Origin of the sequence: Rhodanobacter sp. 7MK24, assembly GCF_014842995.1 — a bacterium.
Taxonomy (GTDB): domain Bacteria; phylum Pseudomonadota; class Gammaproteobacteria; order Xanthomonadales; family Rhodanobacteraceae; genus Rhodanobacter_A.
Window position 1 is genome coordinate 413,161 of record NZ_JACYXL010000003.1, and the last position, 15,867, is coordinate 429,027.

Consider the following 15,867-nt stretch of genomic DNA (forward strand, 5'->3'; position numbering starts at 1 on the left):
TTGTGCGGAAACCCGTCGTCCACAGGAGCCACTGCAAGGCTAGCCCAGCCGCTCCAGCAAGGCCCGCCGCAGTCGCTGTCGCCGCGCTTCGTCCAACGGAGCATCATGGCGATCGGTGAGCTGGAAGAAATCCTCCACGCGCTCGCCGAAGGTGGCGATGCGGGCGTCGTGCACGCGCGCATCGCAGGCCACCAGCACCTGGGCCACCGCAGCCAGCAGGCCTGGGCGATCGCTGCATACCAGCGCCATGCGCGTACGCCCGCTCTCCTGCCGGAAGTCGATGCGCGGCGGCATCTGGAAGTGCTTCAGCTGGCGCGACATGCTGCGCCGCGGTGGCAGGATCCGCCCGCCCTGCGCCAGCGCGCGCTGCATGCGCTGGTGCAGTTCTTCCGCACGATCCGCGCTGGCCGGATGTTGGCCATCCGCCTCCAGCAACAGAAAAGTGTCCATCGCCATGCCGGCGTTCGAACCGAGGATGCGCGCCTCCACCACCGAAAAATGCAGCCGGTCCAGCATCGCGGTGACGCTGGCGAACAGGCCGTCGCGATCGGGCGTGCAGACGAACAGCTCGGTGCTGCCGCGCACCGAGAGCGGATGCACGGCGACCAGTGGCCACACGCCGCCCGCGCGCACGATGGCCGCGGTCTGCCAGGCAATCTGCTCGGGGCGATGACGCAGGAAACTGGATGCCGGGAATGCTCCCCACGCCTGCTCGGCAGTCGCCGCGGCGATACCGTCTTCCTGCAGCAGGATCAGCGCCTGCGCGCGACAGGCGTCGATGCGTGCCGCTGCGTCGTGTCCCGGCCGCGTGTCGCTGCGCAATGCCTGCCGTGCCGCCACGTAGAGATCGACCAGCAGGCGATCCTTCCAGCCGTTCCACAGCTTGGGGCTGGTGCCGATGATGTCGGCCACGGTCAGCAGGTAAAGCCGGCCAAGTCGCTCGCGGTCGCCCACGGCGTCGGTGAACTTGCGCACGACGTCGGGATCGGTGATGTCCTGCCGCTGCGCGGTGGTGCTCATCAGCAGGTGCCAGCGCACCAGCCATGCCACGCGCTCGCCGTCGGCAGCGGGCAAGCCCAGCCTGGCGCAGAACGCGCGTGCATCGCTCTCACCCAGCACGGAATGGTCGCCGCCTCGCCCCTTGGCGATATCGTGGAAAAGGCCAGCCAGCAGCATCAGTTCCGGCTGCCCCAGGCTGGACCAGACATCGCAGGCGACAGGGAATTCGCGGCGCGCATCCGGATCGGCGAAACGCGCCATCTGGCGCAGCACGCGCAGCGTGTGCTCGTCCACGGTATAGACGTGGAACAGGTCGTACTGCATGCGCCCGAACACCTTGCCGAACGCAGGCAGGATCGCGGCGAGCAGGCCGTGCCGGTTCATCCGCCACAGCGCATCCACCGCTGGCGCGCCGCGCTTGAGCAGGTGCAGGAATGCCGCCAGCACCGCGGGATCGTCGGCCAGCTTGCCGTCGTGTTGCGCGGTAGCCTGGTGGATGCGCCGCATGGTGTCGGCGGTGAAGCCGATCAGGCCCGGCTCGTCCAGCCGCGCGATGAAGATTTCCACCAGCGCCGCCGGCCGCTGCGCGAATAACTCTGGATCGCGCGCCGCCAGCCGCGTGCCGTAACGCACGAAATGCTCGCCCACCGGCTTCGCTTCGCCGGGCGGCTCCAGCAGCTCGACGAAACGTTCGGCGATCTGCACACCCAATCGCTCGACCTGGCTGGCCGCGCGGTAATACCCCTGCATGAACTGCTCGACGCCGAGGTTCTTTTCGTGCTCGTCCTCGAAACCCAGCTGCACGGCGAGCGCGCGCTGGTAGTCGAACAGCAGGCGCTCTTCCGGCCGCGCGGCCTCCTGGTGCAGCGCCCAGCGGTAACGCCGCAGCGTGGTTTCGGCATCGCACAGGCTGGCGCGCTCGGCGGGATCCAGCAGGCCCGCATCCTGCATTGCCTCGAAACCGCCGGCATGCGCGAGCCGGCGCCCCAGCCAGCGCAGCGAATCCAGCGTGCGCAAGCCGCCGGGGCCGTCCTTGAGATTGGGTTCAAGATTGCTCGCCGTGTCGCCGTGGCGCGCATGGCGCGCGTCGCGCTCGGCCAGTCGCGCGGCGAGGTAATCGCGCGGCGGCCACAGCGAGGGATCGTCCACGATGGCGCGCAGCGCGACTTCCAATGCCGCATCGCCCGCCATCCATTGCGCATCGAGAAGGCTTGTGAACACGCTGGCATCTTCGGCCGCCAGGGCACGGCACTGTGCCGGCTCGCGCACCGCATGCCCCACTTTCAGACCCACGTCCCACAGCGTGGCGAAGCATTGCTCCAGCGCACGCAGGCGCGCCGGCTCGGGCTGCGTGACGAGCACCAGCAGATCCACGTCGGAATGGGGAAACAGCAGGCCGCGACCGAATCCGCCGACCGCGAACAGCGCCGCGCCGCTCACTTCGCCGAGGCAGGCCGTCCACACATGCACGACGATGCGCGCCACCGCCTCGGCACGCCGTCGTGCCAGCATGCTGGCATCGGCACCTTCGCGGAAGACGGTCGCCAGGTCGCGGTCCACATCACCGAGCAGTTGCCGCAACGCACGCCGCGCGTCCACGGATACGCCGGAACGCGGCACGGCCGGCGGCAGACGCGGTAAGGGAGGCAAGGGCAACCGAGGCGCAGTCGTCATGGCGCCCAGTACAGCACGGCCTCAGCACCAGTCAAACGTTTCCGCGCCGCTGGCGCCATACGATGGCGGCGCCGGCGATGCCGGTCAGCAGCAGGATTGCCAGCGAATAGCCGGCAGGATTGGTCAATCCGGTCGCATCGGCCGCCCAGATCAGAGCCGCAGCGACCAGCAACTGCGACGGCATGACGACGCGCAATACGCGATGCGGTTGCGGCACTCCCATGCGACGCAGCAGCAATGCCGCCGACCATGCTGGCAACCAGAGGATGCAGAGCGCGATTAATACCAGGGAAGCGAGAAAGACGATGATCACGCCTGATGCCACCTTGCCGCACCCACGCTTTAGGCATCCGGCCAAGGCGTGAGGATTTCGAAGCCGTCGGAGGTGACCGCAATGGTGTGCTCCCACTGCGCGGAAAGCGAGTGGTCCTTGGTAACCACGGTCCAGCCGTCGGGCAGCTGCTTGGTCTGCGGCTTGCCGGCGTTGACCATCGGCTCGACGGTGAAGGTCATGCCCTCCTGCAGCTCCACGCCGGTGCCAGGCTTGCCGTAGTGCAGCACCTGCGGCTCGTCGTGGTAGACCTTGCCGATACCGTGGCCGCAGTACTCGCGCACCACGCTGAAGCCGGCGGCTTCAGCGTGCTGCTGGATCGCATGGCCGACGTCGCCCAGCGTGGCGCCTGGGCGCACCGCGCGGATGCCGCGCATCATCGCCTCGTGCGTGGTCTCCACCAGCCGCTTGGCCAGTACCGAGGGGGTGCCCACGAAATACATGCGGCTGGTGTCGCCGTGCCAGCCGTCCTTGATGACGGTGACGTCGAGATTGACGATGTCGCCTTCCTTCAATGCCTTGCCGGGACTGGGGATGCCGTGGCAGATCACGTGGTTGACCGAGGTGCACAGCGTCTTCGGGAAGCCGTGATAGCCCACGTTGGCCGGCACCGCCTTCTGCACGTTGACGATGTGCTCGTAGGCCAGCCGGTCCAGCTCCTCGGTGGTGACGCCGGGCTTGACGTGCTCCTTGAGCATGGCCAGCACCTCGGCGGCCAGCCGGCCGGCCTCGCGCATGCCTTCAAGGTCCTTCGGGGATTTCAGCGTAATGGCCATAGTGGGAACCCAGATGGCGGCGTCCTTGTGCCGATCAAGCCGGCATCGCAGGCAACTTGCCGCCGCGCCGGCGTACCGGCTACAATCTCACAGTTTTGCAGACCGTCATCGAGGCTTTCGACCGGTGCGCACTGCAAGGCGAAACGGGATTGTAACCGCGCCGCGGCAGCATCCCAAACCCAACGCCACACACGCATCGGCACCGTTCTTCGGGGTGCCGCGCGCAGCATTCGCTGCCGCGGTCGAAGCCGGGGATGCGTGGAGGTCCCAACCCCCGGGCCGCCTACACAAGGCCCAATGCTTTAAGGAGTTACACCATGGCTCAAGTCACCATGCGCGAAATGCTCGAAGCCGGCGTGCATTTCGGTCACCAGACCCGTTACTGGAATCCGAAGATGGGTCCGTACATCTTCGGCGCCCGCGGCAAGATCCACATCATCAACCTCGAAAAGACCCTGCCGCTGTTCACCGACGCGATGAACTTCCTGTCGGGCCTGGCGCAGAAGCGCGGCACCATCCTGTTCGTGGGCACCAAGCGTTCCGCTCGCGAGGCGCTGGCCGAGGAAGCATCCCGTGCTGGCATGCCCTTCGTCACCGCGCGCTGGCTGGGCGGCATGCTCACCAATTTCCGCACCGTGAAGCAGTCGGTGGCCAAGCTCAAGGAGCTGGAAGCGGCCGAAACCGACGGCAGCTTCGAAAAGCTGGTCAAGCACGAAGTGCTGGCACGCCGTCGTGAGCGCGAGAAGCTGCAGAACTCGCTGGGCGGCATCAAGAACATGAACCGCCTGCCCGACGCGCTGTTCGTGATCGACATCGGCCACGAAGACATCGCCGTGCAGGAAGCCCGCAAGCTGGGCATCCCGGTGGTGGCGGTGGTCGACACCAACTACAACCCGGAGCTGGTGGACTACGCGATTCCCGGCAACGACGACGCGATCCGCGCGATCCAGCTGTACGCCCGCGCTGCCGCCGACTCGATCCTGGAAGGCAAGGCCGCTGCCCCGGCTGCCGCCCAGGGCGACGCCGACGAGTTCGTCGAGCTGGACGAGGAAGGCAATCCGGTCGCCAAGGCCGAGCGCAGCGAGCGCAAGGCTGCTCCGCGCCGTGACCGCGATGCCGCCCCGCGCAAGGGTGCCGGTGCGCCGCGTCGTGACGGCGGTCGCGAAGGCCGCGCTCCGCGCGACGCCAAGTAAGGCGACGTGACGGCGGGCGACCGCCGTCGCTTCGACAACGACGAAGCCCATCCCGGCGTCGTGGCGCGATCCGCCACGACGCCTCAAGCATTCGAGGAATACCGATGAGCAATATCTCCGCCCAACTCGTGAAGGAACTGCGCGAGCGTTCCGGCGCCGGCATGATGGAGTGCAAGAAGGCGCTGGTCGAGAACAACGGCGACATCGACGCCGCGATGGAATGGCTGCGCAAGACCGGCATGGTCAAGGCCGAGAAGAAGGCCGACCGCATTGCCGCCGAAGGCCGCATCGCCGCCGCGCAGGCCAGTGGCAAGGCCGTGCTGATCGAGGTCAACAGCGAGACCGACTTCGTCGCCAAGGCGCCGAACTTCATCGAGTTCACCAACGCCGTCGCCGAGGCCGCGCTGAAGGCCAGCGCCGGCGACATCGACGCCGTGAAGGCCGCCGCCTTCCCGGGCGCCGCCAGCATCGAGGAAGCCGCCAAGGCGCAGACCGCGACCATCGGCGAAAAGATCGAAGTGCGCCGCGCGGCGCGCGTCGAGAACGATGGCCCGCTGGCCACCTACTCGCACGGCGGCAAGATCGGCGTGATCGTGGCGCTCAAGGGCGGCTCGGACGAGCTGGCCAAGGGCATCGCCATGCACGTGGCGGCGATGAACCCGCCCTACGTGAAGGCCGAGGACGTCCCTGCCGACTTCATCGCCAAGGAAAAGGAAATCGCGCTGGCCGCGATGTCGGACAAGGAAAAGGCCAAGCCGGCCGACATCCTGGAAAAGATCGTCTCGGGCAAGATCAACAAGATCGTCTCCGAGGTCACCCTGGTCGGCCAGCCCTACGTGCTGGACACCAACGTCACCGTGGGCGACGCGCTGAAGAAGGAAGGCGCCGACGTGGTTTCGGTGGTGCGCCTGGCCGTGGGCGAAGGCATCGAGAAGGTGCAGGAAGACTATCTGGCCGAAGTCGCCAAGGCGATGCAGGGCTGAGGAGCGCGCTCGTGCGCTCCCCGCTCTGGAATGAGCGCACGCGAAGCGGAGCCTGATTCGCCCTGCGAATCAGGCGAGTCAAAAAAGAGCAAAAGTCCCTTTTTGACCATCAGGCACGAATGCTCTTGCTCTAGCCTTCCAAACGCCCGTAAACAAAAAGCCGCGGACACCCGCGGCTTTTTCATGCCTGAAGCGACAGGCAGTTTAGCCGTGCAGCGCTTCCACTGTCGGCGCCACCTGCGCTTCGCGGTTCAACTCACGGCCCAACACTTCCAGCCGTTGTGCCAGTTGCACCGCGTCCGGCGCGCAAACCGTGGCGTGCCCCACTTTGCGACCGGCACGGGCCGACTTGCCGTAGTCATGCCAGTGCGCATCGACGCCCCGCAGCACGGGCGCCGGGTCGGGCAGCTCGCCGATCCAGTTGAACATGGCCGACTGCCCGCGTGCGCCGGTGTCGCCCAGTGGCAGGCCGAGCACGGCGCGCACGTGATTCTCGAACTGGCTGGTATGCGCTCCCTCGATGGTCCAGTGCCCGGAGTTGTGCACGCGCGGTGCCATCTCGTTGCCCAGCAGCTCGCCATCCTTCACGAACAACTCGAGCGCGAACACGCCCACGTAATCCAGATGCTCGGCCAGCGTGCGCGCCAGTGCAGTAGCGCGCGGCTGCAGCTCGTCGATCTGCGGCGCCGGAGCCAGGCTCATCGACAACACTCCATCCACATGCCAGTTGCGGGTCAACGGCCAGGTACGGAAATCGCCGTCGCGGCCACGTACCGCCACCACCGACAGCTCGCGCTGGAACGGTACGAAGGCTTCCAGAATCAGGCCGTGCTTCGCCGCCTGCGCCCCCAGCGCGGCCCAGGCCGCATCGGCGTCAGCCAACGACTTCAGGCGAAACTGACCCTTGCCGTCGTAACCCAAACGTCGCGTCTTGAGGATGGCCGGAACACCCACCGCGGCCAACGCTCGATCGAGGCCGGTTCGATCGTCCACCGCCATGAACTCGGGCGTGTGCAGGCCACACTCGCGGAACAGGGTCTTCTCGGCGAGGCGATCCTGCGCCACCGCCAGGGCGCGCGGGTTCGGGAATACCGCCACGCGCTCGGCCAGCCACTGCGCTGTCTCGGCCGGCACGTTTTCGAAATCGAAGGTAACCACGTCGACCTTGCGCGCAAACTCTTCCAGCGTGGCGTAGTCGCCCCAGTCGGCCTTGACCAGCGGCGCCACCTGGCCGGCGCAGGCATCGGCGGCACTGTCCACCACCAGGCTGTTCACGCCCAGTGGCGCCGCCGCCAGCGCCAGCATGCGCGCCAACTGGCCTCCGCCGAGGATGCCGAGCACGGGTTGGCGCGACTCGCTCATGCACGCGGGTCCGGCTGATCGAGCACGGCCTGCGTCTGCTTGGCGCGCCAGTTCTCCAGCGCCTGCGCAAGGCGGGTATCGTGCAGCGCCAGCACCGCGGCGGCGAGCAGGCCTGCGTTTACTGCACCGGCGCGGCCGATCGCCAGCGTGCCTACCGGGATACCGGCCGGCATCTGCGCGATGGAAAGCAGGGAATCCATGCCGTTCAGCGCCTTCGACTGCACCGGCACCCCGAGCACCGGCAACCGGGTCTTGGCCGCCAGCATGCCCGGCAGATGGGCAGCACCGCCGGCACCGGCAACGATCACCTGGATACCGCGCCCGGCTGCATGCTCGGCATAACGAAACAACAGATCCGGCGTGCGGTGGGCGGACACTACCTGCACTTCGTGTGCAACGCCCAGCTCGGTCAGCACCGCGGAGGCGTGCTCCATGGTTTCCCAGTCCGAGCGCGAGCCCATTACCACGCCCACCCGCGGCGTTTCCGTCGTTGCTGTCATGGTTCGGCCGTCCAAAAGGGGTTATTGTACGGGCTTTCCGGTTTCGCAACGATTTTGCCCCATGGACAAGCGTCTGCTCGACATCCTGTGCTGCCCCGTAAGCAAGACACCGGTGCGCCTGCTCGGTCGCGCCGAGCTGGGCGCGCTCAACGGCGCCATAGCGGCCGGCGGCCTGGTGACGACAGCCGGCAACACCGTGGGCGAGCGTCTTGAAGAAGGCCTGATCACCATCGACCGCAAGCTGGTTTATCGTGTCGCCGACGGCATCCCTGTAATGCTGCCGGAGGAAGGGATCGCCACTATCCAACTGCACGACTTCCCGACCGCCGCCTGAGCCCCCCCCTTCCCTCGCCACGAACCCGCCGATGGACCGGCCCGCCCGCAAGACGCCACCTAGCCAACGACAGACTCCCGGTATGGCCATGACCGACGCCTTCGAACCGCCCAAGATCGTGCCGCTAGGGCCACGTCTCGACGCCAACACGGGCGAACGCGTGGGCGAGTTGCTCAACGCCGTGCGCGGCATTGCCGGCAAGCGGCTGCAGCAGTGCCTGGGCAACCTGTTCGAGCATGTGGACGACGCGCTGTTCGATCTCGCCGAAAAGGCCGAGAACAACGCCACCCAGACGCATTACTTCGACGGCATGCGAGAGGTGCGCAAGCGCCGGCCGGCGGTCGAACGCAGCTTCCTCGCCACGGTGAACCGGGAGCTGGGCGGTCTGACCGGAAATGCCACCACGGCATCCGCCACGCCGGCGCCAGCGATGGCCGAGCTTTCGCTGGTGGCCGATGCCGACCTGGAGGAGTCGCTGGCGATCACCAGCATGGGCAGCAAGCACGAGAGCCGGCTGGCGCGCGACCTGTTTGCGATCAACCAGCGCCTCTCGGTGATCTGCGGCGGCCGCAAGGTCGAGGACTCCAGCAACCCCATCGCCCCGGCAGCGCTGTCGCAGGCCTTTCGCCTGGCGCTGAAAGAGCTGGCCGCGGACATGCGCGTCAAGCTTCTGATCTACAAGCTGTTCGACCGCTACGTGCTGTCCACGCTGGAAGAACTGTACGCCGATGCGAACGAAACGCTGGCGCGCGCAGGCGTGTTGCCGCAGCTGCGGGTGGCGGCGCCGCGCGGCGGCACCGCTACGCGCACCGCCACGTCAACGGCATCCGCGGCCACGGGTGGAACCGGCACGGACGAAGCTGCCGATCCCGCTGCCGTCGAACTGCTGCAGACCCTGCATAGTCTGTTCGTCGCCCGCCGTGGCGGCGAAGCACCGGCATCGTCTCATGCAGGCCATGCGGGTGGCCCACCGCCTTCCGCCGGCGAACTGCTGGGTGCGCTCAGCGTGCTGCAGACCCAACTGGCGGCCGGTAGCGCCCAGCAGTCACCGTCCATGGTGGACGGCACCGGCAATTTCGATCGCGAAGCGGTCTCGCAGCTCAAGGAACAACTGCTGGGCCAGCTCGGGGCGCTGCGCGGTATGCGACCCAGCCATGTCGCCGGGGTCGACGAGGACACCATCGACCTGGTCGGCATGCTGTTCGAGTTCATCCTCGACGACCATACCCTTCCGCCCGAGATGCAAGCGCTGCTGGCGCGGCTGCAGATTCCCTACCTCAAGGCAGCGATCCTCGACCGCAAGCTGTTCGCCCATCGCCAGCATCCGGCGCGCCGCCTGCTTGACGCCCTCGCCGAGCAGGCCAAGGGCTGGTCGCCGGAGTCCGATCGCGACAATCGCCTGCACGACACGATCAAGAGCATCGTCGACCAGTTGCTCCACGAGTTCGACGACGATCTCGGCCTATTCGAGCGCCTGCTGCAGGGGCTGCAGCAGTTCCACGAATCCAACCGGCGCCGCTCCGAACTGGCCGAGCAGCGTGTGGCCGAGTCCACGCGCGGCCGCGAAAAGCTGGAGCAGGCGCGCCGACGCGCCGCCCGCGAGATCGTCGAACGCATCGACGGCCGCAAGTTGCCGCCGCTGGTGCATGAAGTGCTGGCTCGCGCCTGGGCCAACCATCTGGTGCTGGTGCTGCTGCGCCAGGGCGAAGAGTCGGGCGAATTCCGTGACGCCCTGCGCTTTGTGGACGACTTCATCGCCAGCACGCGGCCCGTGCCGGACGCCACCTCGCGCCAGCAATTGCGCCAACTGCTGCCTGCCATCGAACGCGCGCTGCGCCAGGGCCTGGCCAATGTCGCTTTCCAGCCGCAGGACATCGAGCGCCTGCTGGCCCAACTGCGCGACTGGTACGGTCAGCAACTGGGCGAGCCGGCGCGCGTCGCCGCACCCAACGCACCAACAGTCGCCGAAACGGCCCCTGTCGCCGCGATTCCGGAAAGCATCCAGCCCATCGTCGAGCAGCACGCCGAGCCGGAGGAATTGCCCGAGGAAAGCGTACCGGTCGACACCGACAGCCCCGAATGGAAACAGGTGGAGGCATTGCAGCCCGGCATATGGCTGGAGTTCCAGCTGCCGGACGAACCGATGGTGCGCGCCAAGCTTTCCTGGGTCAGCCCGATGAGCGGCCGCTATCTTTTCGTCAACCGGCGCGGGCTGAAGGTGGCCGATTACTCGCCGCAGGAACTGGCCGTGCTGCTGGCCAGCGGCCACGCCCAGGTATTGGCCACCAATGCGCTGTTCGACCGCGCGATGAGCGCCATCGTCAGCCGCCTGCGCCAGCCCGACGCACCCAACAGCCCGGACGCCGGATGAATTCTGGTTTCATGTTCGACCCGCCCAGCTCCGAGTTGATCGCCACCGACGTGGAACGCGCTTTTGCCGAGGATTTCGGCAAGGGCGACGCCACCGCTGAATTGCTGCCGGCCGACGCCGTGGCCGATGCCGTGCTCACTTGCCGCGACAACGCGGTGATTGCTGGCGCGCCATGGTTCGATGCCTGCTTCCGGCGCCTGGATCCCGCCGTGCAAATCCATTGGCAGGTGCGCGAGGGTGAGCGCGTGGCACCGGATACCACGATCTGCCGGCTGTCCGGCCATGCCCGTTCGCTGGTGAGCGCCGAGCGTTCGGCGCTGAACTTCCTGCAACTGCTCTCCGGCACCGCCACCGCTACGGCCACCTACGTGGCAGCTGTGGCCGGAACCCGCACGCGCGTGCTCGACACCCGCAAGACCGTGCCGGGCCTGCGTCTGGCGCAGAAATACGCCGTGCGCTGCGGCGGTGGCCACAACCACCGCATCGGCCTTTACGACGCGATCCTGGTCAAGGAGAACCACATCATCGCCGCCGGCGGGATCGTTCCCGCGGTGACGGCCGCGCGCCGTCTGCATCCCGACCTGCTGCTGGAAGTCGAAGTGGAGAACCTCGACGAACTGGAGCAGGCGCTGGACGCAGGCGTGGATCGCATCATGCTCGACAACTTCGACGTGCCGCTGATGGACGAGGCCGTGCAGCTCACCGCGGGACGCGTACCGCTGGAAGCCTCCGGCAACGTCGACCTGCGCACGATTGGCGAATACGCACGCACCGGGGTCGATTTCATCTCGGTCGGTGCGTTGACCAAGCACGTACACGCGGTTGACCTTTCGCTGCGCCTGCGCATTTCCTGAACTTGCACGCCGCGCCGCCTGCCCACACACTGCATGCATGGGCAACATCCATGACCTCCTGATACTGCTGGCGCTGGTCGCCGCGATAGCGTTGTGGCTGAAGTTGAGCGCCGCGCGCGACCGCGCGGCCACCGAAGCGCGCCTGCAGTGCGAACGCTACGGCCTGCAAATGCTGGACGAGTCCGTGGGATTGCGTGCATTGCGGCTGCGTCGCGTGGCCGGCCGCCAGCGACTGGAACGCTGCTACGGCTTCGAAGTGAGCATCGACGGCGCGGATCGCGAACAGGCTTCGTTGTGGGTACTGGGCGATACACTCAGCGAGCTGCGGCTGCCCACGGTCGTGCTCTCGCCGTCGGATCAGCTCGATATCCCGGCCGCCGGCACGGAAACGTGGCATCCACCCACCGAGCCGGGCGCACCTCACGCGGACGGCGCTGCCGGCAGCAATGTGATCCCGCTACGTCCACGCCGCCGCTCCAGCGGCGGCAACACACTGCACTGAGATCGATCGGCACCCGGAGCCCGGTACGCTCGTCGAGCGCCCCGCATCCGGGAACATTGTCTTATTTGATGACCCGCAGGAACGGTGCACCGCGCTTGGGTTTGTCGCCGCCCGCACCACCCTGACTGGATGGCGGCTCGTCGGGCGCTGGCGCGGGCGGTGGCGTATCGCCACCTTCCTCGTCGGTCGGGAACATCATCCCCTGCCCGTTCTCTTGCGCATACAGCGCGAGCACCGAGCCGACCGGGATGCGCACCACCTGGCTGACGCCAGAGAAGCGCGCAGAGAACCCAATCCAGTCGTTGCCGAGTTCCAGGTTCGCCACCGCGCGCATCGCGATGTTGAGTACCACCTGGCCGTTCTTGATCACTTGCGGCGGCACGCGCACGCCTTCGCCGCTGGCGTCGATCAAGAGGTACGGGGTCAGGCCGTTGTCGCTGATCCAGTCGTAGATCGCCCGCAACAGGTAGGGGCGATTGGAAGTCATCGGTTGCGTTGCTTCGCTCATCAGGGTCGCATGGCCTTTTCTTGCTCGGTCATGCTGCGCGCAAAACCCTGGCTGTGGAATAGCCGCTCACCATAATCCAAGATCGGCTTGCCCTCGCGCCCCAGATCCACGCCCAGCCACGGCAAGCGCCAGACCACCGGCGCCACCAGGCAATCTGCCAGGCTCATCTCGGGATTGAGGAAGAACTTGGATGCCTTGAACAACGGCAACGCCGCCAGCAGGTGCGCACGCAGGCGCTTGCGCGCAGGTTCGGCGGTGCGCCCGCCGGCACGAATGGTATCCACCTCAACCAGCCAGTCTTTCTCGATGCGCACCGCAGCGACGCGCAGCCTGGCACGCGAGAGCGGGTCGATCGGCATCAGCGGCGGGTGCGGGTAGCGCTCGTCGAGGTATTCGCACACCACGGCCGCGTCGTACAGGGTCAGGTCACGATCCACCAGGGTGGGCGTGCTGCCGTAGGGGTTGAGGTCGCGCAGATCCTCCGGCGGCTTGCCCGGCTCGACCAGTGCGCGCTCGTAGCTGACGCCCTTGGCGGCCAACACCAGCCTGGCACGATGGCACTGGATGTCATCGGCCGTGGTGTAGAGGGTGAGTGCATTGCGTGAGCGGGCGCTTGGAACCATGCGCGATATTCCTGTTGCGGTTGCGCGAATGCGGCAGCCCCTGGCCGCCGCATTCGATGGTATTGCTGCCGGGAATCAGTGGACGTCTTTCCAGTATTCCTTCTTGAGCAGGTAGGCCAGCAGGGTGAACAGCGCCAGGAACAGCAGGACCCAGACCCCGTAGTGATGCCGCTGCAGGGCCGCCGGCTCCGAAACGTACTCCAGGAAGTTCACCAGGTCACGCGTGGCCTGCTGGTATTGCCCAGGGGTCAGCTTGCCGGGATGCGCCAGCTCCAGCTTCTCCGCTTCATCGGAGCCGGGTTTGGTCACCGCCACCTGCTCGCCCTGCAGTTCCCACAGCGGGAACGGCATCGCTGCGTTCGGCAGCGTGGTGTTGTTCCAGCCGATCGGGCTCTTCGGGTCGAGGTAGAAGGTATTGAGGTAGGTGTAGACCCAGTCGGCGGTCTTCGCACTCACTTCCAGCGACAGGTCCGGCGGGGCCTTGCCGAACCACTTCGTCGCGTCCTCCGCCGGCATGTGCGAGATCACCGGATCCTCGAACTTGGCGCCGGTGAAGTTGAGGTTCTGCATCACCTGCTGCTCGGTCAGCCCGAGATCGTCGGCGATGCGCGAGTAACGCATGTACTTCAGCGAGTGGCAGCCCACGCAGTAGTTGAAGAACAGCTTGGCGCCGCGCTGCAGGGAGGCCTGGTCGCGGATGTTGGAGCCGGACGCCATCAACTGCCCTTCGCCTTCGGCATGCGCCACCGGCTGACCGGCAAACAGCAGGCCAAGAGCCAGCGCAAATGCAGGAAGGAGTCGCTTCATCAGGAGCTCGGGCTTCATCAAGAGCGTCGGCTTAGTCATGCGTCGTCACCCGATCCGGAACCGGCTTGGTCTTTTCCCAGCCGAAATGTGTGTAGGCCCACAGGAAAGCGAAGAAGCCGAAATAGATCAGCGTCATCGTGCGGCCGAACGCGTTCTCCCACGTGGTCAGGTCGACGTTGCCGAACCATGCGGGGATCACCTCCGCGGTGATGCCCGCACCCACCGCACCGAGGCCGAAGAACGCGATCACGAACAACGTCAGCGCCACCTTGTAGCCGGTGCCCCGGTAGCGGACCGACTTGACCTGGCCACGGTCGAACCAGGGCAGCAGGAACAGCACCGCGATTGCGCCGAACATCGCCAGCACGCCCCACACGGCCGTGCCTGCGAATGACGGGATCATGCGCACGATCGCGTAGAACGGAGTGAAGTACCACACCGGCTTGATCTCTGCCGGGGTAACCAGGTTATTGGCCGGGATCGAGTTGTCGTGCTCTAGGAACCAGCCGCCGAAGGTCGGCGCGAAGAAGATGATGAAGGCTGCCACGATCAGGAAGAAACCAACCCCGAACAGATCCTTCACCGTGTAGTACGGATGGAACGGGATGCCGTCGGCCGGCTTCAGCGCGTCCCAGCGGTTGCCCTTGGGGCCGTGCTTGACGTCGACGCCGTCGGGGTTGTTGGAACCCACCTCGTGCAACGCGGCCAGGTGCAGCACTACCAGCAGCAGCAGCACGATCGGCAGCGCGATCACGTGCAACGCGAAGAAGCGGTTGAGCGTGGCGTCGGCGGGCAGGAAGTCGCCCATGATCCACTCGACCAGGTGGCTGCCGATCACCGGGATGGTGCCGAACAGCGACACGATCACCTTGGCGCCCCAGAACGACATGTTGCCCCAGGGCAGCACGTAGCCCATGAAGGCCTCGGCCATCAACACCAGGAAGATCAGCATGCCGAGCAGCCACACCAGCTCGCGTGGCTTCTTGTACGAGCCGTACATGAGGCCGCGGAACATGTGCAGGAACACCACCACGAAGAACAGCGATGCGCCGGTGGAATGCATGTAGCGGATCAGCCAGCCCCACTCCACGTCGCGCATGATGTACTGCACCGAGTCGAAGGCGCCGGCCGCGCTCGGGTTGTAGTTCATCGTGAGGAAGATGCCGGTGACGATCTGGTTGACCAGCACCAGGATTGCCAGCGAGCCAAAGTAGTACCAGAGGTTGAAGTTCTTCGGCGCGTAGTACTCGGTCATGTGCTTGCGGTACGTCGGCGCGAGGCCGGGCGCACGCTCGTTGACCCAGTCGCCGATGCGGACGAATACGTTGGCCATCACGCGCCCTCCTTCGGATCCACGCCGATCTGCACGGTCGTATCGTCGATGAAGTGGTACGGCGGAATTTCCATGTTCTTGGGCGCAGGCACACCCTGGTATACACGGCCGGCCATGTCGTAGCGCGAGTGGTGGCAGGGGCAGTAGTAGCCGCCTTGCCAGTTCGGGTCGAACGGCTCGGGCTTGAGGTCCGGCACGTAATTCGGCACGCAGCCCAAGTGGGTGCAGATGCCGATCATCACCAGCCACTCTGGCTTGATCGAGCGCGTTTCGTTCTGTGCGTACTTGGGTTGCTGGGCGGCGGAGGCGCCGTCGGATTTCGGGTCGACGAGCCGCGCGTCCTGCTTGGGCAATGCGGCCAACTGCGACGGCGAGCGGTTGACGATGAATACCGGCAGGCTGCGCCAGCCGACGATCAATTGCTGGCCTGGTTCTATCTTTTTGAGGGATTGGGTGACCGGAGCCCCTGCGGCTTTGGCTCGCGCGCTGGGTTCCCACGACTTGATGAAGGGCACGGCTGCCGACACGATCCCCACGCCACCGACCACTGCGGTGGCCGACGTGAGAAACCGGCGGCGGCCATGATCGACGACTTCGTTCGCCATCAGGCTCTCCGGTACTTGCTGCGTCAAGAAGGGCTCGCGCCCAGCAATCAGATTGGAACCCCTGTGAATCGCGTTAGTCTAGCGTCAGCCCCCACACCGTACAATAAAAGGG

16 protein-coding genes are annotated in these 15,867 nt (G+C 66.4%); 6 read left to right on the forward strand and 10 right to left on the reverse strand.

Going from position 1 to position 15,867, the window contains the following annotated elements:
- Positions 1–39 precede the first annotated feature (39 nt).
- Genes glnD through map form a run of 3 tightly spaced genes read right to left on the reverse strand, consistent with a single transcriptional unit; the run spans position 40 to position 3,780 of the window.
- Positions 40–2,673: a [protein-PII] uridylyltransferase gene (glnD, locus tag IHE49_RS08390; RefSeq protein ID WP_192156769.1), complete on the reverse strand. Its 2,634-nt coding sequence runs from the start codon at positions 2,671–2,673 to the stop codon at positions 40–42.
- Between the two features lie 31 nt (positions 2,674–2,704).
- On the reverse strand, positions 2,705–2,986 hold the full coding sequence (locus IHE49_RS08395) for a hypothetical protein (protein ID WP_192156770.1): 282 nt from the start codon (positions 2,984–2,986) through the stop codon (positions 2,705–2,707).
- Between the two features lie 29 nt (positions 2,987–3,015).
- Entirely contained in the window at positions 3,016–3,780 is a 765-nt protein-coding gene (gene map / locus IHE49_RS08400) for a type I methionyl aminopeptidase (RefSeq protein ID WP_192156771.1), read from the reverse strand.
- A 317-nt stretch (positions 3,781–4,097) separates the two neighbouring features.
- Between map and rpsB the strand changes: the two genes are divergently transcribed.
- Entirely contained in the window at positions 4,098–4,973 is an 876-nt protein-coding gene (gene rpsB, locus IHE49_RS08405) for a 30S ribosomal protein S2 (protein ID WP_192156772.1), read from the forward strand.
- Positions 4,974–5,077: 104 nt separating this feature from the next.
- Positions 5,078–5,956, forward strand: coding sequence for a translation elongation factor Ts (tsf, locus tag IHE49_RS08410; protein WP_192156774.1), 879 nt, complete (start codon positions 5,078–5,080; stop codon positions 5,954–5,956).
- A 204-nt stretch (positions 5,957–6,160) separates the two neighbouring features.
- Here tsf and IHE49_RS08415 read toward each other — a convergent pair whose 3' ends face one another.
- Together IHE49_RS08415 and purE are read right to left on the reverse strand one after the other, a co-directional pair.
- Complete coding sequence (locus IHE49_RS08415) at positions 6,161–7,318, reverse strand: 5-(carboxyamino)imidazole ribonucleotide synthase (RefSeq protein ID WP_192156776.1); 1,158 nt, start codon at positions 7,316–7,318, stop codon at positions 6,161–6,163.
- On the reverse strand, positions 7,315–7,818 hold the full coding sequence (purE, locus tag IHE49_RS08420) for a 5-(carboxyamino)imidazole ribonucleotide mutase (RefSeq protein ID WP_192156778.1): 504 nt from the start codon (positions 7,816–7,818) through the stop codon (positions 7,315–7,317). The genes IHE49_RS08415 and purE overlap by 4 nt, the downstream gene beginning before the upstream one ends.
- A gap of 61 nt (positions 7,819–7,879) precedes the next feature.
- Between purE and IHE49_RS08425 the strand changes: the two genes are divergently transcribed.
- The 4 genes from IHE49_RS08425 to IHE49_RS08440 all read left to right on the forward strand — a co-directional run bounded on the left by IHE49_RS08425 (position 7,880) and on the right by IHE49_RS08440 (position 11,879).
- Positions 7,880–8,152 (forward strand): Trm112 family protein, encoded by a 273-nt coding sequence (locus IHE49_RS08425; protein ID WP_192156780.1) that lies wholly within the window; start codon positions 7,880–7,882, stop codon positions 8,150–8,152.
- A gap of 88 nt (positions 8,153–8,240) precedes the next feature.
- Positions 8,241–10,523, forward strand: coding sequence for a DUF1631 domain-containing protein (locus IHE49_RS08430; protein ID WP_192156781.1), 2,283 nt, complete (start codon positions 8,241–8,243; stop codon positions 10,521–10,523).
- Positions 10,520–11,377: a carboxylating nicotinate-nucleotide diphosphorylase gene (gene nadC, locus IHE49_RS08435; protein WP_192156783.1), complete on the forward strand. Its 858-nt coding sequence runs from the start codon at positions 10,520–10,522 to the stop codon at positions 11,375–11,377. The genes IHE49_RS08430 and nadC overlap by 4 nt, the downstream gene beginning before the upstream one ends.
- 37 nt (positions 11,378–11,414) lie before the next feature.
- A complete protein-coding gene (locus IHE49_RS08440) occupies positions 11,415–11,879 on the forward strand; it encodes a DUF3301 domain-containing protein (protein WP_192156785.1) in 465 nt (154 codons plus the stop codon).
- 61 nt (positions 11,880–11,940) lie between these two features.
- Here IHE49_RS08440 and IHE49_RS08445 read toward each other — a convergent pair whose 3' ends face one another.
- The 5 genes from IHE49_RS08445 to petA all read right to left on the reverse strand — a co-directional run bounded on the left by IHE49_RS08445 (position 11,941) and on the right by petA (position 15,755).
- Positions 11,941–12,366 carry a ClpXP protease specificity-enhancing factor gene (locus tag IHE49_RS08445; protein ID WP_192156787.1) on the reverse strand — a complete coding sequence of 142 codons (426 nt, stop codon included), beginning with the start codon at positions 12,364–12,366 and terminating at the stop codon, positions 11,941–11,943.
- Positions 12,367–12,386: 20 nt separating this feature from the next.
- Positions 12,387–13,010 carry a glutathione S-transferase N-terminal domain-containing protein gene (locus tag IHE49_RS08450; RefSeq protein ID WP_192156789.1) on the reverse strand — a complete coding sequence of 208 codons (624 nt, stop codon included), beginning with the start codon at positions 13,008–13,010 and terminating at the stop codon, positions 12,387–12,389.
- 75 nt (positions 13,011–13,085) lie between these two features.
- The gene (locus tag IHE49_RS08455) at positions 13,086–13,817 is read right to left on the reverse strand and encodes a cytochrome c1 (RefSeq protein WP_192156791.1); all 732 of its coding nucleotides are present in this window, start codon (positions 13,815–13,817) and stop codon (positions 13,086–13,088) included.
- A gap of 31 nt (positions 13,818–13,848) precedes the next feature.
- Entirely contained in the window at positions 13,849–15,150 is a 1,302-nt protein-coding gene (locus tag IHE49_RS08460) for a cytochrome bc complex cytochrome b subunit (protein ID WP_192156793.1), read from the reverse strand.
- Complete coding sequence (gene petA / locus IHE49_RS08465; protein ID WP_192156795.1) at positions 15,150–15,755, reverse strand: ubiquinol-cytochrome c reductase iron-sulfur subunit; 606 nt, start codon at positions 15,753–15,755, stop codon at positions 15,150–15,152. Before petA ends, IHE49_RS08460 begins: the two co-directional genes overlap by 1 nt.
- Positions 15,756–15,867 lie beyond the last annotated feature (112 nt).